The 23860-nt window shown below is 58.2% G+C and carries 21 protein-coding genes; 9 read left to right on the top strand and 12 right to left on the bottom strand.

What is annotated here, in order from left to right; translation table 11 throughout:
• The first annotated feature begins 10 nt into the window (after positions 1–10).
• Both iolE and iolB read left to right on the top strand, forming a co-directional pair.
• Complete coding sequence (gene iolE, locus AC0TOY_RS13725) at positions 11–901, top strand: myo-inosose-2 dehydratase (RefSeq protein ID WP_024907546.1); 891 nt, start codon at positions 11–13, stop codon at positions 899–901.
• A 9-nt stretch (positions 902–910) separates the two neighbouring features.
• Positions 911–1735 carry a 5-deoxy-glucuronate isomerase gene (iolB, locus tag AC0TOY_RS13720; protein WP_473721951.1) on the top strand — a complete coding sequence of 275 codons (825 nt, stop codon included), beginning with the start codon at positions 911–913 and terminating at the stop codon, positions 1733–1735.
• Here iolB and AC0TOY_RS13715 read toward each other — a convergent pair.
• Positions 1701–2915 (bottom strand): MFS transporter, encoded by a 1215-nt coding sequence (locus AC0TOY_RS13715; RefSeq protein ID WP_473721950.1) that lies wholly within the window; start codon positions 2913–2915, stop codon positions 1701–1703. The two genes, iolB and AC0TOY_RS13715, sit on opposite strands and share 35 nt — an antisense overlap.
• A 116-nt stretch (positions 2916–3031) precedes the next feature.
• On the opposite strand from AC0TOY_RS13715, the gene AC0TOY_RS13710 reads away from it, so the two are divergent.
• On the top strand, positions 3032–3475 hold the full coding sequence (locus AC0TOY_RS13710; protein ID WP_032646804.1) for a winged helix-turn-helix transcriptional regulator: 444 nt from the start codon (positions 3032–3034) through the stop codon (positions 3473–3475).
• 15 nt (positions 3476–3490) lie between these two features.
• Here AC0TOY_RS13710 and AC0TOY_RS13705 read toward each other — a convergent pair whose 3' ends face one another.
• From AC0TOY_RS13705 to AC0TOY_RS13695, 3 genes are read right to left on the bottom strand one after another with little or no spacing between them, the layout of a single operon-like run.
• Positions 3491–4234 carry an alpha/beta hydrolase gene (locus AC0TOY_RS13705; RefSeq protein ID WP_248165354.1) on the bottom strand — a complete coding sequence of 248 codons (744 nt, stop codon included), beginning with the start codon at positions 4232–4234 and terminating at the stop codon, positions 3491–3493.
• An 11-nt stretch (positions 4235–4245) separates the two neighbouring features.
• Positions 4246–4713, bottom strand: coding sequence for a DUF6130 family protein (locus AC0TOY_RS13700; RefSeq protein ID WP_337280919.1), 468 nt, complete (start codon positions 4711–4713; stop codon positions 4246–4248).
• A gap of 51 nt (positions 4714–4764) precedes the next feature.
• Positions 4765–5994, bottom strand: coding sequence for an MFS transporter (locus AC0TOY_RS13695; RefSeq protein ID WP_473721949.1), 1230 nt, complete (start codon positions 5992–5994; stop codon positions 4765–4767).
• A gap of 97 nt (positions 5995–6091) precedes the next feature.
• Here AC0TOY_RS13695 and AC0TOY_RS13690 point away from each other — a divergent pair, with 97 nt between their 5' ends.
• Positions 6092–6982, top strand: a complete 891-nt coding sequence (locus AC0TOY_RS13690; RefSeq protein WP_048991291.1) for a LysR family transcriptional regulator — start codon at positions 6092–6094, stop codon at positions 6980–6982.
• Here the strand turns inward: AC0TOY_RS13690 and AC0TOY_RS13685 are convergent.
• Complete coding sequence (locus AC0TOY_RS13685) at positions 6979–7167, bottom strand: YfgG family protein (RefSeq protein ID WP_021241815.1); 189 nt, start codon at positions 7165–7167, stop codon at positions 6979–6981. The two genes, AC0TOY_RS13690 and AC0TOY_RS13685, sit on opposite strands and share 4 nt — an antisense overlap.
• Positions 7168–7518: 351 nt before the next feature.
• Between AC0TOY_RS13685 and AC0TOY_RS13680 the strand changes: the two genes are divergently transcribed.
• Positions 7519–9759 carry a bifunctional diguanylate cyclase/phosphodiesterase gene (locus AC0TOY_RS13680; RefSeq protein WP_048991289.1) on the top strand — a complete coding sequence of 747 codons (2241 nt, stop codon included), beginning with the start codon at positions 7519–7521 and terminating at the stop codon, positions 9757–9759.
• A gap of 4 nt (positions 9760–9763) precedes the next feature.
• Here AC0TOY_RS13680 and ppx read toward each other — a convergent pair whose 3' ends face one another.
• From ppx to purM, 4 genes are all read right to left on the bottom strand, one after another.
• Positions 9764–11302, bottom strand: coding sequence for an exopolyphosphatase (gene ppx / locus AC0TOY_RS13675; RefSeq protein ID WP_024907553.1), 1539 nt, complete (start codon positions 11300–11302; stop codon positions 9764–9766).
• Positions 11303–11305: 3 nt separating this feature from the next.
• Complete coding sequence (ppk1, locus tag AC0TOY_RS13670; RefSeq protein WP_024907554.1) at positions 11306–13366, bottom strand: polyphosphate kinase 1; 2061 nt, start codon at positions 13364–13366, stop codon at positions 11306–11308.
• A gap of 220 nt (positions 13367–13586) precedes the next feature.
• Positions 13587–14228: a phosphoribosylglycinamide formyltransferase gene (gene purN, locus AC0TOY_RS13665; protein WP_021241814.1), complete on the bottom strand. Its 642-nt coding sequence runs from the start codon at positions 14226–14228 to the stop codon at positions 13587–13589.
• Positions 14225–15262, bottom strand: coding sequence for a phosphoribosylformylglycinamidine cyclo-ligase (purM, locus tag AC0TOY_RS13660; protein ID WP_024907556.1), 1038 nt, complete (start codon positions 15260–15262; stop codon positions 14225–14227). The genes purN and purM overlap by 4 nt, the downstream gene beginning before the upstream one ends.
• Positions 15263–15528: 266 nt before the next feature.
• Between purM and AC0TOY_RS13655 the strand changes: the two genes are divergently transcribed.
• The 4 genes from AC0TOY_RS13655 (at position 15529) to AC0TOY_RS13640 (ending at position 19974) form a co-directional block, all read left to right on the top strand.
• A complete protein-coding gene (locus AC0TOY_RS13655; protein ID WP_370883401.1) occupies positions 15529–16959 on the top strand; it encodes a 6-phospho-beta-glucosidase in 1431 nt (476 codons plus the stop codon).
• A 215-nt stretch (positions 16960–17174) separates the two neighbouring features.
• Positions 17175–17801 carry a uracil phosphoribosyltransferase gene (gene upp, locus AC0TOY_RS13650; RefSeq protein WP_008501641.1) on the top strand — a complete coding sequence of 209 codons (627 nt, stop codon included), beginning with the start codon at positions 17175–17177 and terminating at the stop codon, positions 17799–17801.
• An 86-nt stretch (positions 17802–17887) separates the two neighbouring features.
• On the top strand, positions 17888–19177 hold the full coding sequence (uraA, locus tag AC0TOY_RS13645; protein WP_024907558.1) for a uracil permease: 1290 nt from the start codon (positions 17888–17890) through the stop codon (positions 19175–19177).
• Between the two features lie 95 nt (positions 19178–19272).
• Positions 19273–19974 (top strand): DnaA inactivator Hda, encoded by a 702-nt coding sequence (locus tag AC0TOY_RS13640; protein WP_166792068.1) that lies wholly within the window; start codon positions 19273–19275, stop codon positions 19972–19974.
• Positions 19975–20051: 77 nt separating this feature from the next.
• Here the strand turns inward: AC0TOY_RS13640 and AC0TOY_RS13635 are convergent, their stop codons facing one another.
• From AC0TOY_RS13635 to celB, 3 genes are read right to left on the bottom strand one after another with little or no spacing between them, the layout of a single operon-like run.
• Positions 20052–21470, bottom strand: coding sequence for a leucyl aminopeptidase family protein (locus AC0TOY_RS13635; RefSeq protein ID WP_267215215.1), 1419 nt, complete (start codon positions 21468–21470; stop codon positions 20052–20054).
• Complete coding sequence (locus AC0TOY_RS13630; protein ID WP_024907561.1) at positions 21470–22426, bottom strand: glycosylasparaginase; 957 nt, start codon at positions 22424–22426, stop codon at positions 21470–21472. The genes AC0TOY_RS13635 and AC0TOY_RS13630 overlap by 1 nt, the downstream gene beginning before the upstream one ends.
• Before the next feature lie 3 nt (positions 22427–22429).
• Complete coding sequence (gene celB, locus AC0TOY_RS13625) at positions 22430–23749, bottom strand: PTS cellobiose transporter subunit IIC (protein WP_208763151.1); 1320 nt, start codon at positions 23747–23749, stop codon at positions 22430–22432.
• Positions 23750–23860: the final 111 nt, after the last annotated feature.

Below are 23860 nucleotides of genomic sequence, written 5' to 3'. Positions count from 1 at the left end.
GGAGACGACAATGAGTGTACAACTGGGCATTAACCCGCTGACGTGGACGAATGACGATCTGCCTTCTCTCGGCGCGGAAACGTCGCTGGAGACCTGCCTGAGCGAAGGGAAAGAGGCCGGTTTCGCCGGTTTCGAGCTGGGCAATAAGTTCCCGCGCGAAGCGCGCCTGCTTGGCCCCATCCTGCAGCGCCACGACCTGCAGCTGGTCTCCGGCTGGTACTCCGGCCGCCTGCTGGAGCGCAGCGTGGAGGAGGAGATTGCCGCCGTGCAGTCTCACCTGACGCTGCTGCGCGAGCTGGGGGCGAAGGTGCTGGTCTTTGCGGAAGTGAGCGGCTGCATTCACGGCGAGCAGCAGACCCCGGTGCACCTGCGCCCGCGCTTCCCGCAGGCTCGCTGGAAAGAGTACGGCGAGAAGCTCACCGAATTTGCCCGCTATACGCAGCAGCAGGGCGTCCAGATTGCCTACCATCACCATATGGGCACGGTGATTGAGTCCGCCGACGACGTGGACAACCTGATGACCCACACCGGCGATGCGGTGGGGCTACTGCTGGATACCGGCCATCTGACCTTTGCCGGGGCCGATCCGCTGGCGGTGGCGCAGCGCTGGGCGTCGCGCATCAACCACGTTCACTGCAAAGACGTGCGTGCCGACGTGCTTGCGGACGTGAAAAACCGCAAAACCAGCTTCCTCGACGCGGTGCTGAGCGGCGTCTTTACCGTGCCGGGCGACGGCTGCGTCGATTACCCGCCGATTATGCGGCTGCTGAAGGCGCAGGACTATCACGGCTGGCTGGTGGTCGAGGCCGAGCAGGATCCGGCCATTGCCCATCCGCTGACCTACGCCCGTCTGGGATATAACAACCTGAACCGCCTGGCGCGCGACGCCGGACTGATTTGAGGAGGTGACATGTCACGTCTGTTATCACGCTGGCAACAGCCGAACGCGGAGGGGCGCACCCAGTCCGTCACGCCGGAGAGCGCAGGGTGGGGATACGTCGGTTTTGAGGCGTATGAGCTGCAGGAGGGGCAGACGCTGACGCTGCCCGCCGTCCGCGAAGAGCGCTGTCTGGTGCTGGTCGCCGGACGCGCCTCCATCAGCACGCCTTCCGCGCAGTTTAACGACATCGGCGAGCGGATGAGCCCGTTCGAGCGCATCAAGCCGTGGGCGGTGTACGTCACCCCGCAGGAGACGGTGCAGGTGAAGGCGCTGACGACGCTGGAGCTGGCGGTCTGCGCCGCGCCGGGCAAGGGCACGCATCCGACACGGCTGATTGCCCCGCAGGATATCGCCGGCGAAGCGCGCGGTAAGGGGCACAACCAGCGCTATGTGCATAACATTTTGCCGGAAGACAAGCCTGCTGACAGCCTGCTGGTGGTGGAGGTGTGGACCAACGAGGGCTGTACCAGCTCGTATCCGAGCCACAAACACGACACGGATAACCCGCCTCAGGAGACGTATCTGGAGGAGACCTACTACCATCGCCACAACCCAGAGCAGGGGTTCTGCATGCAGCGCGTCTACACCGACGACAGAGCGCTGGATGAGTGTATGGCGGTCTATAACCGTGACGTGGTCATGGTGCCGAAGGGCTACCATCCGGTGGCGACGATGGCCGGGTATGACAGCTACTACCTCAACGTGATGGCGGGACCGGTGCGCAAATGGATGTTCACCTGGGAGAAGGACCACGCGTGGATTAATCGGGATTATCCCGCGGATGGCGGTAGCTAACGCGGGTTAGCCACCAGAACACCAGCGCCAGCAGGCTGACCGAGGCGCCAAGCAGGCAGACGCCCGGCCAGCCGGCAAAGGCATACGTCATCGTCGTGCCGAGTGCGCCGAGCCCGCTGCCGACGGCATAAAACAGCATGTAAAGCCCGACCAGCCGGCTGTGCGCCTCGGGACGGGTGCGAAAGATCATGCTCTGGTTGGTGACGTGCAGCGCCTGTCCCCCCAAATCGAGCAGTATGATGCCGATAAGCATGATCCCGAGTGAACGGTCCATCAGCGACAACGGCCACCATGCCAACAGCAGCATCACCAGCGCCGCGGCGCTGGTGCGTTGGGCATATCCCCGATCGGCCCAGCGTCCTGCCCGGCCAGCCGCCAGCGCCCCCATCGCGCCTGCCAGTCCAAACGCGCCAATCGCGGTATGCGAGAAGCTATAGGGTGGGGCGCTCAGCGGCAGCACCAGCGCGCTCCAGAAAATGTTGAACGATGCAAACATCAGCAGCGCCAGCACGCCGCGTATCTGCAGCACTTTTTCCTGCCGCAACAGTGTAAGCATTGAGCCAATCAGCCGCGGGTAGCTCATCGTGGCAGTGACGGCTGGCAGAGTGGGGAGCCTCCACCACAGCGGTAACGCAATGATGAGCATCAGCGCGGCGGCACACAGATAAACCCCGCGCCAGCCCGCGATATCGCTGATGCCGCCAGCAAAGACGCGCGCGAGCAGCAGACCCATGAACACGCCGCCCTGCGCTGCGCCGACAACGCGGCCTTGTTCATGCGGCGACGCGGCGCTGGCGGCGTAGGCAATCAGCCCCTGTGTCATGGCCGTACCCAGCATACCGGTCGCAAGCATACCGAAAAGCAGCGCCGAGGGGGACTGTGCCAGGCTGACGGAAATCAGCGCAACCACCAGAGCAATCAGCTGTATTGCCATCAGCCCTCGACGATCCACTTTGTCACCCAGAGGAACCACAAGCAAAAGAGCCAGCGCGCAGCCAATTTGTGTCGCGGTCACCACGCCACCCACGGCCGCATGGCTGATGCCGAAATCGTTCGCCAGCGCGTCAAGCAAAGGCTGGGCGTAATAGACATTTGCCACGCTTAAGCCGCTGGCAGTGGCGAACAGCCAGACCATGCTGCGTGGCATGTCGGCTGAAAGAGGGGCTGATGTCACTGACATGTTTAACATTCCTCGCCTGAGATAATCTGGTTTTAAAATGAAACTAGTTGAATGCTAGGCTATGTGGTTTTAAAATGCAACTGGTTGCGGGGTGGCCTTTGCGAGGAAAATACGAGATGTCCCAAAAGACGGTTAAAGCGGAATATTGTCCCGTTGCCCGCAGCGTCGAGGCGATCGGGGATCGCTGGTCGCTGCTTATCGTGCGCAATGCGTTTGACGGCATGACGCGCTTCGGGGATTTTCAGCGTAGCCTCGGGGTGGCGCGCAACATCCTTTCTGACCGGCTTCGCAAGCTTGTAGATGCGGACATCCTGACGTTACAGGGGGCATCAGACGGTACGGCGTATCAGGAATATGTCCTGACCGACAAAGGTGAGAGCCTTTTCCCCGTGGTCGTGGCGCTGCGTCAGTGGGGAGAACAGCATCTGTTTGCGCAGGGCGAGCGCCACTCGCTGTTGGTCGACAGGCGGACGGGCAAGCCGGTTCCCTTTATGGCGCCAGCAGCGCAGGACGGCACTGCGCTGCTGCCGGGGGATACGGAAGTGCAGAAAGTTGAATAAGCCGCCGCTGTTGTGTTAATTGCTCCTGATCGCCTGCTCAATCGTGCGGGCAACGATCTGCGGCTGGCTGACCATCGACACGTGGCTCGCGGCCACCTCTGCGGTTTTCGCATGGATCGTCTTTGCCATCGCACGCTCAAGATCGGGGTTGATCATTCGGTCATTCTTGCTGACCACAAACCAGCTCGGTTTATCATGCCACGCCGCATGGGCGACCTTTTCACCAAACGCCTCGGCCTTAATCGGCCCCTGCGTCGCTGCAATCGTGTTTTGAATGTCTGGCGTCACATCCGGCGCGAAATCCTTCCTGACGGCGTCCGTTGGCAGATATAAATAGCCGTCCGCCGTTTTGGCAATGCCCGCGCTGCCCGGCGGCGCAGGGAATCTTTCTGCCAGATCCGCCGTCGACTGACCGGAATCCGGCGCGAACGCCGCCACATACACCAGTGATTTTACTCGCGCATTGTTGCCTGCTTCGCTAATCACGGTGCCGCCCCAGGAGTGACCCACCAGTACGACATCGCCCTGGGCGCGCTCGATGGCTCGTCGCGTGGCGGCAACGTCATCTTTTAGCGACGTGAGCGGTAGCTGGACGGCAATGACCTCTGCGTGCTGTTTCTGCAACAGGGTAATGACCTTATTCCAGCTGCTGCCGTCGGCAAACGCGCCGTGGACCAGCACGACGCTGGTTTTACTCTGCGCAAAGGCGCTGGCGGAAAGCGCCAGCAGGCCTGCCGTGACTACAGACAGTGCTTTCATCTTCAGACTCCTTAAAAATGGTGGACCGCCGCGTGGGGCGGGACGGTGAATTCAACGGTTTTGTGGTCGAGCGGCTTGTGCGTCGGGTCGGCCAGAATTATCGTCACCTTGTGTTTACCGGCGGGCAGCCCCACCAGGATCACCGGCTCTCCGCTGGCGTCAGCCCAGTGCCACGGCGCGTCATCCACCACCACGTGAATGTGCCCGATGCGCGGGGTGACCTTGAGCGCGTCGGGGCCGAATACCGGCTCGATGCGCAGGTTTTCGGCACGGTACTGGATAAACACCGCGCCTTTGCTCAGCGGCCCGGCAAGCGGCGGATCGACGATCAGTTTTGCAGGCGGTTGCGGCTGCGCCAGCGGGGCAACGGCGGCGGGGCCGTTAACGTCCGCGGCGCTCAGGTTGTCCAGCGGTGTGGCCTGGGCATGGGCTACAGATGCCAGGACAAGCAGGGGGATAAGTGCATAACGACGGATCATCGGTCTCTCTCCTCATCGGTTCTGAATGGCGACAGGGAAAGAAAACCATTTTTATGTATCGGAGATATTTGCCGGAGGGGGCGTTTTGTACCCGTTTGTCACCGTGGCCCGCGGGATACAGTGCGATACACTTTGCCTTCCGGGACGGCGCACAATGGCTATCGCCAGCCCGGCAATCACCAGCGTCAGCCCCGTTGAAACCCACATTGCACCCGCGATCCCCAGGGTTTTATTCAGCCACGCATAGGCAAACGGCGAGGCTGCCGCCATCAGCTGGCCGGGGATAAGCAGCGTGCCGGTGCGACGGGCATAGCTTTCCGCGCTGAACAGTTCCAGCGGCAGGGTAGCTTTCACGATGGTGACCAGCCCGTTCATGGCGCCATAGCCCAGCACAAACCCGGCCGCACACCACACAAACAGAGCGCTGCTCAACCCCAGAAGAAAGCAGAGCGGCATGGCGAGCGCGGTAAAAAGCGTGAGTTTGAAGGGGGTTAAACGGGCACCCGCCAGCACTTCCAGCGAGCGAGCAGCCGTCTGGCCGATCCCCCACAGCATGCCGATGGCGACCGGCAGGCCGAAGTGGGCAATAAACTCCGGCAGATGGGTGGAGGTGCCGTTAGAGACAAAGGTGATGAGGGCAATGAAGGCGGCATAAAGCCAGCCGTTGCGCCGCTCGTTGTTCAGGGGCGGCGCGGCGACCTGTGTCGTTACCGTCAGCCGCTGATGGGGGAGCGTTCTTATCAGCGCTGCGCTCAGCAGGCCGAAGAGAGCATAGACGCGCAGCGCCTCCTGCCAGCTCATCACCTGAAGCAGAGCATCGCCCAGCGGCCAGAAGACGGCGGAGGCCAGCCCGCCCGCCAGCGTGACGCGGGAGATTGTTCTGCGCGCCTGCTGCCCGTAAAGATTCACCAGCGCGGCGAATAGCGCATCGTACAGCGACAGGCGCATCCCTACACCGATGACCAGCCAGGCGCAGTACCAGCCAAATAGCGTCTGGGTATACGCCATACAGGCGCAGCTTGCGGCGATCAGCAGCGTGCCGCTCATCACCACCGTCTGACCGCCAAAGCGTGCCAGCAGGTGGGCCACAAAGGGCGAAACCGCCGCCATCACCAGCATCGCCAGCGTCAGGCCGAGGTAAATCTGCGGTGACGACCATCCCCGGTCGGCTGCAATGGCCAGCGCAAAGGTGCCGGGCATATAAAACGAGATCCCCCAGTTGATGAGTTGATTACATCCCGCCATGAGGGCGAGGCGGCGTGGCAGGGCAGGTGTTTCCATTATTTTTCATTCCGCTATGCAGTTGTCCTGAGCATAACGGGCGCGGTATTGTGCTGGCAGGGCCGTAACCTTATGCGCGGTATAAGAGAAACTTTGAATGACGACGCTTAATCTGGGCTATCTCACCACCTTCCGTCTGGTGATCCAGCGCGGCAGCTTTTCAGCGGCAGCGGACGTGCTGGGCATTTCACAGCCCGCCGTCAGCCTGCAAATACGCCAGCTGGAGCAGTTTCTGCAAACGCGGCTGGTAGAGCGTACCGGGCGGGGAATTAAGGCGACGGCCGCCGGGCAGGCTTTGCTGATGCATGGGGAGCGTATTCAGCAGGCGGTGGATGACGCCATCCGGTCCGTGAGTGCGTTCAGTCACGACGTGAGCGGCACCATTACGCTTGGCACGGGGGCAACGGCCTGCATCCATCTTCTCCCGCCCCTGCTGGAGCAGCTGCGCCGCGACTATCCGCTCCTGAGCGTGGGGGTGACAACGGGCAACACCCTCGACATCGTCAGGGCCATCGAAGAGAACCGTCTCGATGTGGGTCTGGTCACGCTGCCGGTGAGCGGCAGAGCGCTGGACGTTATGCCGGTGATGGACGAAGAGTTTGTGTTTATCGCCTCGCGGGAGCAGCAGGATGTTTTCCGGGATTTCACGCCGGAGGCGCTGCACGCTCATCCGCTGATTGCCTTTGAATCAGGCAGCGGGACCCGGGCGCTGATCGACGGCTGGTTTGCAGCCAGTGGATTAGCAATCGCGCCGGTGATGCAGCTTGGCAGCATCGAGGCGATCAAACGCATGGTTCGCGCGGGGCTGGGCTACAGTATTGTGCCGCGCATGGCGGTCGAACAGGATGTCGATCGTGAAGGGCTATGCGTGATGTCGCTGACGCCCATGCTGCAGCGGCAGTTGGCCGTTGTGATGCGACAGGACAAAATCCTCAGCAAAGGGATCGCGGCCCTTATTCGGCTCGTGCAATATCCTTCGGCGGTTTAGCGGTCAGCGGTGTCGACGGTCAGGCTGGATTGCTGTGACTGGGTTTTATCCTGATGGTGGTACCAGGCGCCAATCGAAGAGTAAACGAAGCGGCCAAAGAAAAACAGGAAGCTGATGAGCAGTATGATGCGGGTCATTCGGGTGTTAAATCGATGTCGTTTGCGCATACGCGTGACCTGACTCACTCTGTTTTTCCTGGGTAAGCCCTTTTGGGCGATAAGGATATTAAGGCACAGCGGGAAGATGGGGTCAATTCTGTGATGTGTAAATAACCGTCAATGTTTACATTAATTAATGTTATTGAGATTAATTAATACATTTACCATATTGATAATATGAAGAAAATAATTGTAGAAAAACGTCGCAAAACGTTATTTGCGTAAAGTAGTTTGATTTATGTCAACGGATTCCTGGCCCTGATATTTAAAATCCTTCCTCCACACTGTTCGCCCGGCACGCTGCCGGGCGGGACGTACGTCAGGTCGGATGCCTGTCTTTATTTCCCTCTGGAGCGATAGGGGTTTAACCGGGCATCTATGAACATTCTCGCTTTCCTGAAAAAAAATGAAAACCGCTGGTGGGCATTGCCGCTTATTTTACCGGTGGTTTTACTTCCCGTGCTGAGCATTGCGAATACGCTCACGCAGCTGGGCGACGGCATTGTGGCACTCTATTATTTACCCCTCTCATTTTTGCTTTCGCTGATGATGTTCTTTGGCCTGGAAGCGCTGCCCGGGATCGTATTGTCACTGTTTATCCGCTATTACCCCTCGGTCGGGATGTTTGAAACCGTCGCCGGCGTGCTCCATTTTATCGTCCCTTTAGTGCTCAGCTGGGGCGGCTACCGGGTGTTTGCGCCCAGACGGAATATGACCGCGTACGGCGACATCCGGCTGATGGCGCAGCGCATCTTCTGGCAGGCCTTCTGCCCCGCGACGCTGTTTCTGTTGCTGTTTCAGTTTGCGGTGTATTTAGGCGTGTATGAGAGCCGCCAGAGCCTGGCGGGATTAAACCCTCTTAATATTCGCACGCTCATCAACTACCAGGCGCTGCTAGTCAGCGGACTGACGGGCGTGCCGCTGAGCTATCTGCTGATCCGCCTGATTCGTCATCCGCGCTATCTTAAAAGCCTTATCTCGCAGGTCCGTTCCCAGATAGACAAAAAGGTGACGATCGTTGAGTTTCTGGTGTGGGCAATCGCGCTTGGCGGGCTGCTTTCGCTGCTGCTGCTCCCGATGAATGAAAACAGCTCCATTTTTACCACTAACTACACCCTGTCGCTGCTGATGCCGGTGATGCTCTGGGGCGCGATGCGTTTTGGCTATAAGCTGGTGTCGCTGATCTGGATACCGGTGCTGCTGGTGTCTATTCACTATTTTTACCACTATATCCCGGTGAACCAGGGGTATGACATTCAGTTGGCGATCACCTCTTCCAGTTACCTGGTCTTCTCGTTTGTGGTGATTTATATGTCGATGCTGGCGACCCGGCAGCGCGCGGTGAACAAACGCTCCCGCAGGCTGGCGCTACTCGACCCGGTCGTCCATATGCCTAACCTGCGAGCGCTGTCGCGCGATCTGGCGAAAAATCCGTGGTCGGCTCTCTGCCTGCTGCGCATTCCGGAGCTGGAAATTCTGGGCCGAAATTACGGCGTGTTGCTGCGCATTCAGTACAAACAGCAGCTGGCGCAGTGGGTGAATGGCACGCTCCAGCCCAACGAGCAGGTGTATCACCTCACCGGGTATGACATGGCGGTACGGCTCAATGCGGAATCACACCAGCAGCGGATTGAAGCCCTGGACGAGCATATCAAACAGTTTCGCTTTGTCTGGGACGGGATGCCGCTGCAGCCGCAGGTGGGCGTGAGCTATTGCTATGTCCGGTCCCCGGTTAACCACCTTTATCTGGTGCTGGGCGAACTGGGCGTGGTTGCCGATCTGTCGCTCTCCTCCAACCATCCGGAAAATCTTCAGCAGCGTGGGGCCATCCATTTGCAGCGCAGCCTGAAGGATAAAGTCGCGATGATGAGCCGCCTGCAAAAGGCACTCGATAACGACGAATTCGCCCTGCTGGTTCAACCCGTTCGCGGCCTGCGTGGCGATCGCTATCACGAAGTTCTGCTGCGGATGCCGGATATCAACGGGCTATTGATCTCCCCCGACCAATTCCTGCCCGTCGCGCAGGAGTTTGGTCTCTCCTCGCGGGTGGATTTGTGGGTGCTGGAGCATACCCTGCGCTTCCTTGCAGCGCATCGTGAAACACTTCCCGGCCAGCGCTTTGCCATTAATCTGGCCCCGTCGACCGTGTGTCGGGTGCAGTTCCCGCTTGAGGTAAGTCGCCTGCTGGCAAAATACGCCATTGAGCCGTGGCAGCTGATTTTTGAGGTGACGGAGTGCAGTACCTTCGGCAGCGGGGAGCAGGCGCTACATATTCTCCAGCAGCTGCAGAAAATGGGGGTGCGCATTGCGATTGATGATTTTGGTACCGGGTATGCGAGCTATGCGCGGCTGAAAAGCGTGGATGCCGACATTCTCAAGATTGACGGCAGCTTTATCCGCAATATCGTCAATAACAGCCTGGATTATCAGATCGTGGCGTCTATCTGCCATCTGGCGCGCATGAAGAAGATGCTGGTGGTGGCTGAGTATGTCGAGACGGAAGAGATACGTAGCGCGGTTCACGCGCTAGGTATCGATTATGTGCAGGGCTATCTGATTGGCAGGCCGGCACCGCTTGAGTCACTCCTGGAAGCTGAGGCGTCCTGCGCGGACGCCTGAGTCGTTACGCGGCGACGTCGGCGCTCTCTTCTTCAATTTTGAGCAGCCAGCCGGTGACCGCTTCCCAGTATTGCTGCTCTTTTTCCAGGTCCAGCAGGACCAGCGCATTCTGGCTGAACCAGTCGTGCGGGAAGCTCAGCGTCCAGTGATGATCGTCAGTTTTAAGCTTCAGCGTGGGCGGCGTGGTGGTGGCCTGGCGCTGGTTATTGAGCAGCACGCCCAGGCGCAGCAGCTGAATAAGCGGCAGGAACTGCTTCTTCTTGAACAGCGTGAAGCGCGGCAGATCGTCGAGCTTGATGGCTTTGCGGTGATAACGCACCAGGGTCGCCATCATGGTTTGCTGTTCCTGGTTGAAGCCAGGCAGATCGCTGTTTTGCAGAATGTAGGCCGAATGGCGATGCATCCCGCTGTGGTTGATGTTCAGCCCCACCTCGTGCAGCATCGCGGCCCATTTTAACAGCGCAGCAAGCTGCGGGTGTGCGAGCTTCGGATTCTGTTCTTCCCACTGTTCGTACATCTGCACCGTGGTGTCCAGCACGCGCTTCGCCTGTTCGCGGTCGATGTTGTACTGGTTGGCCAGGCTTTGCGCGGTGCGGCTGCGAATATCCTGATGGCGGAAGCGGCCTTCCATTTCGTACAGCACGCCTTCGCGCAGCGCGCCGTCGGAAAGGCGCAGCTCTTTAATGGCGAGGGCATCAAACACGCCGCAGAGAATAGCCAGCCCCGGCACGAAGACCGCCTTACGCTCATCTGAAAGACCCGGCAGGCTTAAGGCGTCAAAACTTTTATGCTTCAGCACTTCTTCGGTCAGCAATGTCAGGCGTTCAGGCGTGATAAACCCGTCTTTTTCACCCATCGCCAGCAGCACTTCATGCGCCGCTTTAATGGTGCCTGACGCGCCCAGCGCCACGTTCCAGCCCTGAATTCGGTACTGCCAGGCCAGGTTTTCCAGTTTCTGGACGGCCGCCATACGCGCACGCTGGAAGTTCTCGCGGGTGATGGTGCCGCCCGGGAAATACATCTGCGCGAAGCTGACGCAGCCCATACGGCGGCTTTCCACCAGGCGTGGCTCAAAGTCTTCGCCGATCACCAGCTCCGTTGAGCCGCCGCCGATATCGATAACCAGCTTGCGCCCTTTTTCCGGCTGGGTGTGCTCAACGCCCATGAAAATCAGACGCGCTTCCTCGTTGCCGGAGATGATCTCAATCGGGTAGGGGATCACTTTTTCAGCTCGCTTGAGGAACTCCGGCGCGTTCAGCGCCTGGCGCAGGGTGTGGGTGCCCACGATGCACACGCTGGAGGGCGAGAAGCCCTGCAGGCGTTCAGCAAACAGCGACAGGCAGTTTAACCCACGCTCCATTGCCTCTTCGCTGAGCATGCTGCGTTCATCAAGGCCATCCGCCAGGTGTACCCGCTGCTTCAGACGACCGATGATCTGCAGTGCGCCATCCACCTCACGGGCGATGACCATGTGGAAACTGTTAGAGCCAAGATCGACCGCGGCGAATTCCTGCGGGCGTGGGGTCTTATCATTTATCGGCATAGGTTAATCGGGTTGCTCGAGTGATTTGATATAGTCGTAAATCGCCAGTTGCGACCGCACTTTGCGGCGGTTGCCGCGCGGTACATAGCGGTTACTGAGTTCTTTGTCGATATAGCGTGCTTTCACGGTATCGCTGAACAGAATCTCGATGATGTCGAGGATCTGCTGCTTCAGGCGCGGATCCAGCAGCGGTGCCGCGACTTCAATTCGGTAGTCAATATTGCGCGTCATCCAGTCTGCCGAAGAGAGATAGACCTGTTTATCACCCGCATTATCGAAAATATAGACGCGATCGTGTTCCAGGTAGCGGTCAACAATGCTGATCACGCGAATATTGTCGCTGATGCCTTCCAGTTCCGGGATCAGCGAGCACATGCCGCGGATCAGCAGATTAACCGGCACGCCGGAGCTGGACGCCGCGTACAGCCTGTCCACCAGCCCTTTATCAACCAGGTTGTTAAGCTTCAGCGTGATGCCGGACGACAGCCCTTTCTGGGCATTGGCGATCTCTTTATCGATCATATCGTACAGCAGACGGCGCGAGTTCTGCGGCGAGACCAGCAGATAGTCAAAGTTCACCGGACGGTACGGGTTCTCAATAAAGTTAAAGACCCGGCGCACTTCGTTAGTGATGCGGGCATCGGCAGTCAGCAGCGAGTAGTCGGTATAGATTCGCGCCGTTTTCTCGTTAAAGTTCCCGGTACCGATGTGGGCATAACGCACCACCTCGTCGCCCTCTTTACGGGAGATGAGGAACAGCTTGGCGTGAATTTTTAGCCCTGGCGCAGAGAAGATGACGTGCACACCGGCTTCCGTCAGACGACGCGCCCAGTGAATGTTCGCCTCTTCGTCGAAGCGCGCCTGCAGCTCAACCACCACGGTGACTTTTTTGGCGTTGTGCGCCGCATGGATCATCGCGTCGATGATGCGGGAATCTTTTGCCACGCGGTAGATGTTGATTTTGATCGCCAGCACGCTCGGGTCGAACGAGGCCTGACGCAGCAGCTCAAGCACGTGCTCGAAGGTGTGGTACGGATAGTAGAGCAGGACATCGCGTTCGCGGATGGCGTCGAATCCGTTGCGGAATTTATCGAACCACAGATGGCGCAGGCGCGGCAGCGGCTTGTTCACCAGATTGGCTTTGCCGACGTTCGGGAAACCAATAAAATCTTTAAAGTTGTGGTAACGACCACCCGGTACGATGGAGTCATAGCGCGAAATGGTCAGTTTCTCGCGCAGCATTTCCACCATGGCGTCCGGCATATCGCGCTGATAGACAAAGCGTACCGGCTCGGCCGTCAGGCGCTGTTTCAGGCTGGACGACATCAGCTCCATCAGGCTGGCTTCCATCTCGTGCACCAGGTCATATTCGGCGTCACGGGTCATCTTCATCGAGTAGGCGTTTAACGCATCGTAATCGAAGAAGCCTTTGAAGATATCGTCCAGACAGTAGCGCAGGATGTTATCGAGCAGGATCATCGGCTTGCGTCTGCGCGGGGTTTCCGGCGGCAGGTTCACAAAGCGCGGCACTTTGTCGGACGGGATCTCCAGCAGCGCGTAGCGGATGGATTCACCGCGAATAATTTCCACAGCCAGATAGGTGTAGTCATCTTTCAGGAACTGCACCAGATCGGTTTCGCGGTTGATGAGAATCGGGGTAATGTGCTGGCGCAGGTACTGTTTAAAATAGTGGCGCAGCCAGTTTTGTTGGTTAACGGAAAGCTGACGTTCGTTAATCAGGAAGATTTGATTACGCGCCATCTCCAGCAGCAGTTCGTTATACAGGCCGTCAAATTCCTGATCGGCTTTCAACACGCGGGACTGGATTTTGCCCAGCAGGTGCCGCGAGTGCGAGTTTAGGCCCTGTTCTTCGCTGATGATGATGCGTCTTTTCAGCTCGGCAAAGCGAACCTTGTAGAACTCATCCAGGTTGTTGGAATAGATGCCCAAAAAACGCATGCGCTCGATCAGCGGGTTACTTTTGTCTGCCGCTTCCTGGAGTACACGTTCGTTAAATGCTAACCAGCTTAGCTCTTTCTCGATATATAACTTTTCCTGACCCATTACAGCTCACACTCCAGTTCAATCACAGGACGTGGTAAATCCGTCTCGTCCTTATTATGGCGAGCATTTCCACGATATGTCCAACAGTGCCAGAAAAGTATGACAGTTATTTTTTTTGTTGGGGATTTTAGAGGGTTGGGGGAGGGGGGCGCTGCGCTTATCACGACCTACGGGATCGTAGGCCCGTGCAAGCGAAGCGCCGCCGGGCAATTCAAAGAGACTACTCTTCTGCAGCATGACCCTGCGGGGGTAACTTCACGCCATCCAGCCAGGCTGCGCCGTCGCGCATTTCGAGACGCCCGTCGACAAACCAGCTTACCACCAGCGGGTAGATGGCATGCTCCTGGGTCTGCACGCGTTCGGTCACGTCTTCTTCGCTGTCGCCGTCAAAGACCGGGACTTTGGCCTGCAGGATCACCGGACCGCCGTCCAGCTCGTCGGTCACGAAATGCACGGAGGTGCCATGCTCCTCATCGCCGTTTTCCAGAACCTGACGATGGGTGTGCAGGCCGGGATATTTCGGCAGAAGAGAAGGGTGAATATTCAGCAAACGTCCGGCGTAGTGCGCGACAAAGGCCGGGCTCAGAATGCGCATATAGCCCGCCAGCACCACGACGTCCGGCGCGTAGGCATCAATCTCCTGAACCAGCTCGCGGTCAAAGGCTTCACGCCCGGCGAACTGGCTGGCTTCCAGCGCGTGCGCGGGTATGTTCGCTTCCCGCGCGCGCTCAAGGCCGAACGCGTCGGCCTTGTTGCTGAATACTGCCCGAATGGTGCCGTTGATTTTCTTCTGCTTGCAGGCGTCTATGATGGCCTGCAAATTACTTCCGTTGCCGGAAATGAGCACCACGATGTTTTTCATTCAATGACCACACGCTGTTCGGAATCGGAAGCTTTAATCGTACCGATTTTCCACGCGTTTTCACCTTTCTCTGTCAGCAGCTTGACCGCTTTATCCGCTTCGCTTGCCGGCAGGGCGATAACCATGCCCACGCCGCAGTTAAAGGTGCGGTACATTTCGTGGGAGCTCACGTTGCCTGCGGTCTGCAGCCAGTTAAACACGGCTGGCCACTGCCATGAGGATTCGTCGATCACCGCCTGGGTGTTGTCCGGCAGGACGCGCGGGATGTTTTCCCAGAAGCCGCCGCCGGTCAGGTGAGCGATAGCGTGAACGTCGACGTTCTCGATAAGCTCAAGCACGTTTTTCACGTAGATGCGGGTCGGGGCCAGCAGATGGTCAGCCAGCGGTTTACCGTCAAGCTCGGTCGTCAGCGGGTCACAGCCGCTCACTTCGATGATTTTACGCACCAGGGAGTAGCCATTGGAGTGCGGGCCGCTGGAGGCCAGCGCGATCAGCACATCGCCATCGGCCACTTTGCTGCCGTCGATAATTTCTGATTTTTCTACTACACCGACGCAGAAGCCCGCGACGTCATAATCTTCGCCGTGATACATGCCCGGCATTTCCGCGGTTTCACCGCCAACCAGCGCACAGCCAGACTGCAGGCACCCTTCGGCGATACCGTTGATCACGCTTGCCGCGGTATCTACGTCCAGTTTGCCGGTCGCGTAGTAATCGAGGAAGAACAGCGGCTCTGCGCCCTGAACCACCAGGTCGTTCACGCACATCGCGACCAGATCGATACCGATCGTGTCGTGACGCTTTAAATCCATCGCCAGGCGCAGTTTAGTGCCTACACCGTCAGTTCCCGAGACCAGAACAGGTTCACGATATTTTTGCGGCAGCGCGCACAGTGCGCCGAATCCACCCAGACCACCCATCACTTCCGGGCGGCGGGTTTTTTTCACCACACCTTTGATTCGGTCAACCAGCGCATTACCTGCGTCAATATCAACACCGGCATCTTTGTAGCTGAGAGAAGTTTTGTTGGTCACGGCTTAAATCCCCACGCGATTGCATAGCTAGTAAGAAAAATCGGCGCAATTCTAACAGTCCAGGCAAACGTTTGCGAGCCTATTCTGGACGTAGGGATCTTTTTTTACGCGCAGCCTGCCAGTGCGCCCAAACTTGCGTCTGTTCACGAAAATGAAACCGGTTTCGGTATTCTCCTTGCAACGCGAAACGGCTTTGCACATCATTCAACTGAAACCGGTTTCTGTAATTGTTTTTGCAGAAAATAACGCAGAATGAGGGAAAGTGAATGTCAGGATTTAAAGCAGATTTTCTGTGGGGCGGTGCGGTTGCGGCGCACCAGCTCGAAGGCGGCTGGAAAGAGGGCGGCAAGGGGGTGAGTGTGGCCGATGTGATGACCGCAGGCGCGCACGGCGTGCCGCGTGAAATCACCAACGGCGTGCTGGACGGGAAAAACTACCCTAACCATGAAGCCATCGATTTCTACCACCGCTATAAAGAAGACATCAAACTCTTTGCCGAGATGGGGTTCAAATGCTTCCGCACCTCTATTGCCTGGACGCGGATCTTCCCGAAAGGTGACGAGCTTGAGCCGAACGAGGCAGGCCTGAAATTCTATGACGACCTGTTCGACGAGTGCCTGAAGCACGGCATCGAACCGGTTATCACCCTGTCTCACTTCGAGATGCCGTTCCATCTGGTCACGGAATACGGCGGCTGGCGCAACCGTAAGCTGATCGACTTCTTCGTTCGTTTTGCAAAAGTGGTTTTCCAGCGCTATCAGCACAAGGTGAAGTACTGGATGACCTTTAACGAGATCAACAACCAGGCCAACTTCCACGAAGACTTTGCCCCATTCACCAACTCGGGGCTGAAGTACGCGCCGGGCGAAGATCGCGAGCCGGTAATGTTCCAGGCCGCGCACTATGAGCTGGTGGCCAGCGCGCTGGCGGTGAAGGCGGGGCGCGAGATTAACCCGTCCCTGCAGATCGGCTGCATGATTGCCATGTGTCCTATCTATCCACTGACCTGCGCGCCGGACGATATGATGATGGCGATGAACGCCATGCACCGCCGCTACTGGTTCACCGACGTGCACGTGCGCGGCAAGTACCCGCAGCATCTGCTTAACTACTTCGAACGTCGCGGCTTCGCGCTGGATATTACCGAAGAAGATAAAGCGGCGCTGACGCAGGGCTGCGTGGACTACATCGGGTTTAGCTATTATATGTCCTTCGCCACCAAGGCGACTACGGACAACCCGCAGCTGGATTACGACGAGAGCAAGAGCCTGGTCTCTAACCCGTACGTGCAGAAATCCGACTGGGGCTGGCAGATTGACCCGGTGGGGCTGCGCTACTCCCTCAACTGGTTCTGGGATCACTACCAGCTGCCGCTGTTTATCGTTGAGAACGGCTTTGGCGCAATCGACGTGCAGGAGAGCGACGGCACGGTGAACGACCAGTACCGCATTGACTACCTGGCTGCCCACATTCGCGAGATGAAAAAAGCGGTGGTGGAAGATGGCGTAGACCTGATGGGCTATACCCCGTGGGGCTGTATCGACCTGGTGTCTGCCGGTACCGGTGAAATGAAAAAACGCTACGGCTTTATCTTTGTCGATAAAGATAATGAAGGCAACGGCACGCTGAACCGCAGCAAGAAGAAGTCGTTCGACTGGTATAAGCAGGTGATTGCGAGCAACGGGGATAACCTGTAATTGTCGGGTGGCGCTAACGCTTACCCGACCTACAATACACGTAGGCCCGCATAAGCGCAGCGCCACCGGGCAGAACCCGCACCCAAGCCGGAACTCAGCCTCCGGCTTTTTTGTCTTTGCTTGATCCCTGTCAAGCAACATGGGTATGGCCTAATCCGAAAAAAGCGGTATAATCCCGCGATTTTTTTGCGGATGCCATTCAGAGGAGAAAGAGAATGAAGATTGTGGAAGTGAAACACCCACTCGTTAAACACAAGTTGGGCCTGATGCGTGAGCATGACATCAGCACGAAGCGTTTTCGCGAACTGGCCTCTGAAGTCGGCAGCCTGCTGACCTACGAAGCGACCTCCGATCTGGAAACGGAAAAAGTCACCATCGAAGGCTGGAACGGCCCGGTGCAGGTTGAGCAGATCAAAGGTAAGAAAATTACCGTTGTGCCAATCCTGCGTGCCGGTCTCGGCATGATGGAAGGCGTGCTGGAGCACGTGCCAAGCGCGCGCATCAGCGTAGTGGGGATCTACCGTAACGAAGAAACCCTCGAGCCGGTTCCTTACTTCCAGAAGCTGGTGTCCAACATCGACGAGCGTATGGCGCTGGTGGTTGACCCGATGCTGGCAACCGGCGGTTCAATGATTGCCACCATCGACCTGCTGAAAAAAGCGGGCTGCAGCAGCATTAAAGTGCTGGTGCTGGTTGCGGCACCGGAAGGGATCGCGGCGCTGGAAAAAGCACACCCGGACGTTGAGCTGTATACCGCCTCTATCGACCAGGGCCTGAACGAGCACGGGTACATCATCCCGGGGCTCGGCGATGCCGGCGATAAGATTTTTGGTACGAAATAATCGAATAACGATAAATAAGCCGACTTTGATAGTCGGCTTTTTTTTGAATAAAACACCAACAACGATACTACTCAGAGGAAAACACTATGACGCGCCGTGCTATCGGGGTGAGTGAAAGACCGCCGCTTTTACAGACTATCCCGCTTAGTTTGCAGCACCTGTTCGCCATGTTTGGCGCAACCGTGCTGGTGCCAATCCTGTTCCACATTAACCCGGCTACCGTGCTGCTGTTCAACGGCATCGGTACGCTGCTGTACCTCTTCATCTGTAAAGGCAAAATTCCGGCGTATCTCGGGTCGAGCTTCGCCTTTATCTCGCCGGTGTTGCTGTTGCTGCCGCTGGGTTATGAGGTCGCGCTGGGCGGCTTCATCATGTGTGGCGTGCTGTTCTGCCTGGTCTCCTTCATTGTGAAGAAAGCCGGTACCGGCTGGCTGGACGTGATGTTCCCCCCTGCGGCGATGGGCGCCATCGTTGCCGTCATCGGTCTTGAGCTGGCGGGCGTCGCGGCGAATATGGCCGGTCTGCTGCCTGCTGACGGCCAGTCACCGGATTCCAAAACCATTATCATCTCGCTGGTGACCCTGGGCGTAACGGTGTTTGGTTCCGTGCTGTTCCGCGGCTTTATGGCGATTATCCCGATCCTTATCGGCGTGCTGGCAGGCTATGCGCTCTCCTTTGTAATGGGCGTGGTGGACACCACTCCGATTGCCGAGGCGCACTGGTTTGCCCTGCCAACCTTCTATACGCCACGCTTCGAATGGTTTGCGATTTTCACCATTCTGCCTGCGGCGCTGGTGGTGATTGCGGAGCACGTCGGCCACCTGGTGGTAACGGCGAACATCGTTAAGCGCGATTTAATCCGCGACCCGGGTCTGCACCGCTCCATGTTTGCGAACGGTTTCTCCACCATCATCTCCGGTTTCTTTGGTTCTACGCCAAACACCACCTACGGTGAAAACATCGGCGTGATGGCGATTACCCGCGTCTACAGCACCTGGGTTATCGGCGGCGCGGCGATCATCGCCATTCTGCTCTCCTGCGTCGGCAAGCTGGCGGCAGCGATTCAGATCATCCCGGTTCCGGTGATGGGCGGCGTTTCTCTGCTGCTGTACGGCGTGATCGGTGCCTCCGGTATTCGCGTGCTGATTGAATCCAAAGTGGATTACAGCAAGGCGCAGAACCTGATCCTGACCTCGGTGATCCTGATTATCGGCGTGAGCGGCGCGAAGGTGCACATTGGTGCGGCCGAGCTGAAAGGCATGGCGCTGGCGACCATCGTCGGCGTGGGCCTGAGCCTGATTTTCAAGCTGATCTCGGTAATTCGCCCGGAAGAACAAATTCTGGACGCGGACGACAGCGAAAAAGCACCACATTGATCCTTTAACCGGGTGGACGATCCGCCCGGTTCTCTCCTTGCAGGTTCCGTGCTAAACTCCGTTCCGATTTTATGTAAGATCTGGTTGAGGTACTTCTGAACGGACCGGCACAGCTCTCTCTGCCACTCTATCTCCCTGACGACGAAACTTTCGCGAGTTTCTGGCCGGGTGATAACCCCTCTTTACTGGCTGCACTGCAAAACGTGCTGCGCCAGGAACACAGCGGATACATCTATATCTGGTCACGCGAAGGCGCGGGGCGCAGCCACCTGCTGCATGCCGCCTGCGCGGAGCTTTCGGCGCGCGGCGATGCGGTAGGCTACGTGCCGCTGGATAAACGTACCTGGTTCGTGCCTGAGGTGCTTGAGGGAATGGAACATCTTTCGCTGGTGTGCATTGATAATATCGAATGCGTGGCGGGGGATGAGCCGTGGGAAATGGCGATCTTTAACCTCTACAACCGCATTCTGGAATCGGGGAAAACCCGGCTGCTGATTACCGGCGATCGTCCGCCTCGCCAGCTGAATCTGGGACTGCCGGATCTGGCGTCTCGCCTGGACTGGGGGCAAATCTACAAGCTTCAGCCACTGTCGGATGAAGATAAGCTTCAGGCGTTACAGCTGCGTGCAAAGCAGCGCGGGTTTGAGCTGCCGGAGGACGTAGGGCGCTTCCTGCTGAAGCGTCTGGATCGCGAAATGCGCACCCTGTTTGATACGCTCGATCAGCTCGATCGCGCCTCCATTACTGCCCAGCGCAAGCTGACCATTCCGTTTGTGAAAGATATTCTCAAGCTTTGAGTTTGTTCGCCCGGTGTACCGCGCCTACGAAAACCTGCCGCACTTTGTAGGCCGGGTAAGGCGCAGCCGCCACCCGGCTAAAGATCCCCCATTAGATGCTCAACCAGCAGTGGAATCGGTCTTCCCGACGCCACGCTTCGTCCGTTTTCGCGCCACAGCGCCGTACCGCTGATGTCCAGATGCGCCCACGGAATTGTCGGCGGGCAGAAGTAATGGAGCAGCCACGCAGCCGAGGCGCTGATCGCCGCATTGTTGGTCGGCGTGTTGCACAGATCGGCAATCGCGCTGTCGGTCTGCTTTTTCAGCCGCGCATCCAGCGGCAGGGACCACACTTCATCGCCGCTCTGCTTACCCGCCAGCGTCAGCGCCGCGCGCAGCGGTTCATCCTGCGTCATCAGCCCGCTCAGCTCATACCCCAGCGCCTTCACGACCGCACCGGTTAAGGTGGCCATATCAATGATATAGCGCGCCTGCGGATGCCGCTGGCTGGCCCAGGCGATGGCGTCCGCCAGCACCAGTCGGCCTTCGGCATCGGTGTTGTTGATTTCAACGGTGATCCCGTTGCAGGCCGTTGCTACCGTGCCGGGCTGCATGGCGTCCGGGCCGATGGCGTTTTCTGCCAGCGCCAGCACGCCCATAATGCGTACGGGCAGCGCCAGCTCTGCGACGGTCAGCATCAGGCCCAGCACGTTAGCCGCACCGCACATGTCGTATTTCATGGTGTACATGCCCGCGCCTTCCTTCAGCCACAGGCCGCCGGTATCAAAGGTAATGCCTTTACCCACATAGCAGCGCACCGGGCCGTCGTTGACACCGTCATAATGAATCGCCAGCAGGCGCGGCGGACAGGTCGCCCCTTTGCCGACGGCGTGCAGCAGCCCCAGACCGTCCTCAACGATTTGCTTTTCATTCAGCACTTCGCACCGCAGTGCAGGGAAGGCGGCACACAGTTTTTGCGCCTCTTCCACCACAAACTGCGGCGTGCATTGGTCGGACGGGGTATCCGCCAGACGTCGCGCCGCGACCATGCCGTGGGCGATGGCCTGCTGCTGGCGGAAAATAACCGCCAGTCGCTCCTGCTGTTTGGGTAAGCAGAGCGCGGTGATGCGCTCAAGACGGACGCTGTCACTGGTTTTCTTCAACTGCAAATCGCTTAGCCTGTGCGCCTGATTAAAGAGAAAACGCAGCACCTGCGCCAGCACCACATCGTCAATATCAGTCACGTCCAGTATCAGCTCGGGACTGACGGGCGAGGCCAGCAGCGGGCGCAGCGCCGTCAGTAATTCTTCGGTTAGGCTATCCTGCCAGAGCGCATCGGGCAGCAGGGTGATCCGGGCAAACGGGGCGCAGCCAAATCGGGTGTCAGCGACGCTGGCAGACTCGCGCATTTCCGCGACAAGCGCCGTTTCGGGCAAATGCGTACAGGAGGCGGAGGCAATCAAATGGCTCTGCGGCTTCGCGTCGGAAAGCGCGGTGATAAACTGATACGTAATCATCATGACTCCTCAATCGGCGCGCGGATCCGCGCGGCATAGGCCTGCATCCACTCATCGTCTACCGCGTGATAATGCGTTTTCTCCCGCAGGCGTTCGGTACGAAAAACGGTGAGGGGCTGGCGAGCCGTCGCCACCACGAACGAAAAGGTTTTGATGTTGGTAGCGGCACCAAATTCGCCCCTGTTGTTCATGCACACCACGGAGAGATCGCCCACGCGGCCAAAGCGCGACATCAGCTTGTCCTCCAGTTCGAACACCACCGAATCCGCCGCCTGCTGCGGCGTCATACCCTGCGCCATGCGGCGAACGATTTCGTAACTGGTGCAGCCTTTCATCAGATCTTCACCGACGCCCGTGGCGGTGGCGGCGCCGGTTTCGCTGTCACAGTAAAAGCCGGAGCCGATAATGGGCGAATCCCCGAGTCGACCGCGTTTTTTCATGAACAGGCCGCTGGTGGAGGTGGCGACGCTCATTGAGCCCTGTTTATCGAGGCCGATAATGCCGACGGTGTCATGTCCGTCGTAAGGGCTTAAGCCCTTATCCAGCGTTTCGCGGCAGCGTTTGCGGTAGTGCTGCATGGCGCGGTCAGTGAGCATGGTTTTGTCGGCAAAGCCCTGGCTCAGCGCCCATTCCCTCGCGCCCTGGCCGACCAGCAGGCTGTTGTAGCGCTGGCGGCTTAACGCATGCGCCACGCGCACCGGGTTGGCGATATCCACCAGGTTGCCCACGGCACCAAACGCCAGCGTGTCGCCGTCCATATAGGCGGCGTCCAGCTCCACCTCGCCATTTTCGGTGGGCAGCCCGCCGTAGCCGACGGATTTATAAAACGGAAAGTCTTCGACGGCGGCGACGGCATCCACCACCGCTGCCGAGACCGGTTTCCCCGCAGCCAGCGCAGATGCAGACTCGGTGACGCCTTCAAGCGCCATTCGCCAGGTCGCGATAATTCCCCACATGCGTTACTCCTGTTTTGCAAGGGTGGTGTCGGTTTGCGTAACGGTGGCCATTTCCGCCGCGCGGTACTGTTTGTCCACGATACGCATAAAAGGCAGATACAGCATGGCGCCAATCAGCAGGTTGATAAGCTGCATCACGCTGCCGCTCAGGTGACCGGTGACGATAAAACCGCTGATGACCGGCGGCAGCGTCCAGGGAATAAACACCCCGGTGGTGACGGCAACCGCGCCAATCTTCATCGCCGCATACTGCACGGTGACCAGCACCAGCGGCACCAGGTTGAACGGGATAAGCATGATCGGGTTCATGATCACCGGCAGGCCAAACAGGATCGGTTCGTTGATGTTAAACACCGATGCCCCGGCGCCGAGGCGCGCCACTTCACGCATGTTTTTGCTGCGGGCGAAAATCAGCATTGCAATCACCAGCGACAGCGTGGCCCCCGCGCCGCCCATCCAGATCATGTCAAAAAACTGTTCGGTGATAATGTGCGGCGGCGTCGTGCCTGCCTGAATCGCGGCGATGTTGTCGGTCTGGTTCTCCATCCACAGCGGTCGAATGATGCCGTTGATCATCGAGCCGGAGTTAATGCCCACGGACCACAGAATGGTGATGCTGAACACCGTCATCAGCGCGCCAAAGTATGAGGTGCCATAGTGGCGCACCGGCGTGGCAACCACTTCGTAAATAAACTGGTGGATGGTGTTGTAGTGGGTGTTTTCAAACACGATGCGGATACCCAGCACCAGAATCATCACCAGCAGGGCCGGGATCAGCGCGGCGAACGACTCCTGCACCGCCGGAGGCACGCCGTCCGGCATTTTGATCACCATTTTTTTGCGCTTGAGCCAGCAGAACAGCTCCGTCCAGAGCAGAGAACCAATCATCGCCACGAACAGCCCTTTGCTGCCAATCCACTCCACTGGAATGACGGTGATACCGCCGTTCTCCGCCACTTTGATAAAGGGCGTCAGGATGAGAAAGGCGACCAGCGCCAGGATGCCGCAGGAGATGCGATCCTCGCCATAGTGTTCCGCCAGGCGGAAGGCGACCAGGAAGCTGATGAACAGCGACATGGTGGAGAACACCGCGTTGAACGGGATTTCGATAATGGCGCTCCAGCTCTCACCAAAGGCCTGAGACATAAACTGCTGATAGGCTTGATTCGGGAACGACGAGATCACCAGCAGAATAGAGCCGACGATGATAAACGGCATGAAGGAGACGTAGGCGCCGCGAATGGCCCCGAGATGCCGCTGCTGGGCCGTTTTGGCCGCCAGCGGCATCAGTTTTGCTTCAAGAAATCCCAGAACATTGTTCATTGTGAACTCCGTACAAGATTGAGGGGTGTTGTTTGTGTTATGTCTGAGGATTATCAGTGAAGCGTGGCGAGCGAAAGGTGAAATCGGTCACAAAGCAATCGCTGGTATAGT

It is taken from the genome of Enterobacter sp. PL_is379 (genome assembly GCF_055817355.1).
This window is presented reverse-complemented; position numbering and strand designations above follow the sequence as displayed.

What these genes read in the sequence shown, in the direction of transcription:
- iolE (WP_024907546.1), top strand. Translation starts at nt 11, where the DNA reads ATGAGTGTACAACTGGGCATTAACCCGCTGACGTGGACGAATGACGAT.
- iolB (WP_473721951.1), top strand. Translation starts at nt 911, where the DNA reads ATGTCACGTCTGTTATCACGCTGGCAACAGCCGAACGCGGAGGGGCGC.
- AC0TOY_RS13715 (WP_473721950.1), bottom strand. Translation starts at nt 2,915, where the DNA reads ATGTCAGTGACATCAGCCCCTCTTTCAGCCGACATGCCACGCAGCATG.
- AC0TOY_RS13710 (WP_032646804.1), top strand. Translation starts at nt 3,032, where the DNA reads ATGTCCCAAAAGACGGTTAAAGCGGAATATTGTCCCGTTGCCCGCAGC.
- AC0TOY_RS13705 (WP_248165354.1), bottom strand. Translation starts at nt 4,234, where the DNA reads ATGAAAGCACTGTCTGTAGTCACGGCAGGCCTGCTGGCGCTTTCCGCC.
- AC0TOY_RS13700 (WP_337280919.1), bottom strand. Translation starts at nt 4,713, where the DNA reads ATGATCCGTCGTTATGCACTTATCCCCCTGCTTGTCCTGGCATCTGTA.
- AC0TOY_RS13695 (WP_473721949.1), bottom strand. Translation starts at nt 5,994, where the DNA reads ATGGAAACACCTGCCCTGCCACGCCGCCTCGCCCTCATGGCGGGATGT.
- AC0TOY_RS13690 (WP_048991291.1), top strand. Translation starts at nt 6,092, where the DNA reads ATGACGACGCTTAATCTGGGCTATCTCACCACCTTCCGTCTGGTGATC.
- AC0TOY_RS13680 (WP_048991289.1), top strand. Translation starts at nt 7,519, where the DNA reads ATGAACATTCTCGCTTTCCTGAAAAAAAATGAAAACCGCTGGTGGGCA.
- ppx (WP_024907553.1), bottom strand. Translation starts at nt 11,302, where the DNA reads ATGCCGATAAATGATAAGACCCCACGCCCGCAGGAATTCGCCGCGGTC.
- ppk1 (WP_024907554.1), bottom strand. Translation starts at nt 13,366, where the DNA reads ATGGGTCAGGAAAAGTTATATATCGAGAAAGAGCTAAGCTGGTTAGCA.
- purN (WP_021241814.1), bottom strand. Translation starts at nt 14,228, where the DNA reads ATGAAAAACATCGTGGTGCTCATTTCCGGCAACGGAAGTAATTTGCAG.
- AC0TOY_RS13655 (WP_370883401.1), top strand. Translation starts at nt 15,529, where the DNA reads ATGTCAGGATTTAAAGCAGATTTTCTGTGGGGCGGTGCGGTTGCGGCG.
- upp (WP_008501641.1), top strand. Translation starts at nt 17,175, where the DNA reads ATGAAGATTGTGGAAGTGAAACACCCACTCGTTAAACACAAGTTGGGC.
- uraA (WP_024907558.1), top strand. Translation starts at nt 17,888, where the DNA reads ATGACGCGCCGTGCTATCGGGGTGAGTGAAAGACCGCCGCTTTTACAG.
- AC0TOY_RS13635 (WP_267215215.1), bottom strand. Translation starts at nt 21,470, where the DNA reads ATGATTACGTATCAGTTTATCACCGCGCTTTCCGACGCGAAGCCGCAG.
- AC0TOY_RS13630 (WP_024907561.1), bottom strand. Translation starts at nt 22,426, where the DNA reads ATGTGGGGAATTATCGCGACCTGGCGAATGGCGCTTGAAGGCGTCACC.
- celB (WP_208763151.1), bottom strand. Translation starts at nt 23,749, where the DNA reads ATGAACAATGTTCTGGGATTTCTTGAAGCAAAACTGATGCCGCTGGCG.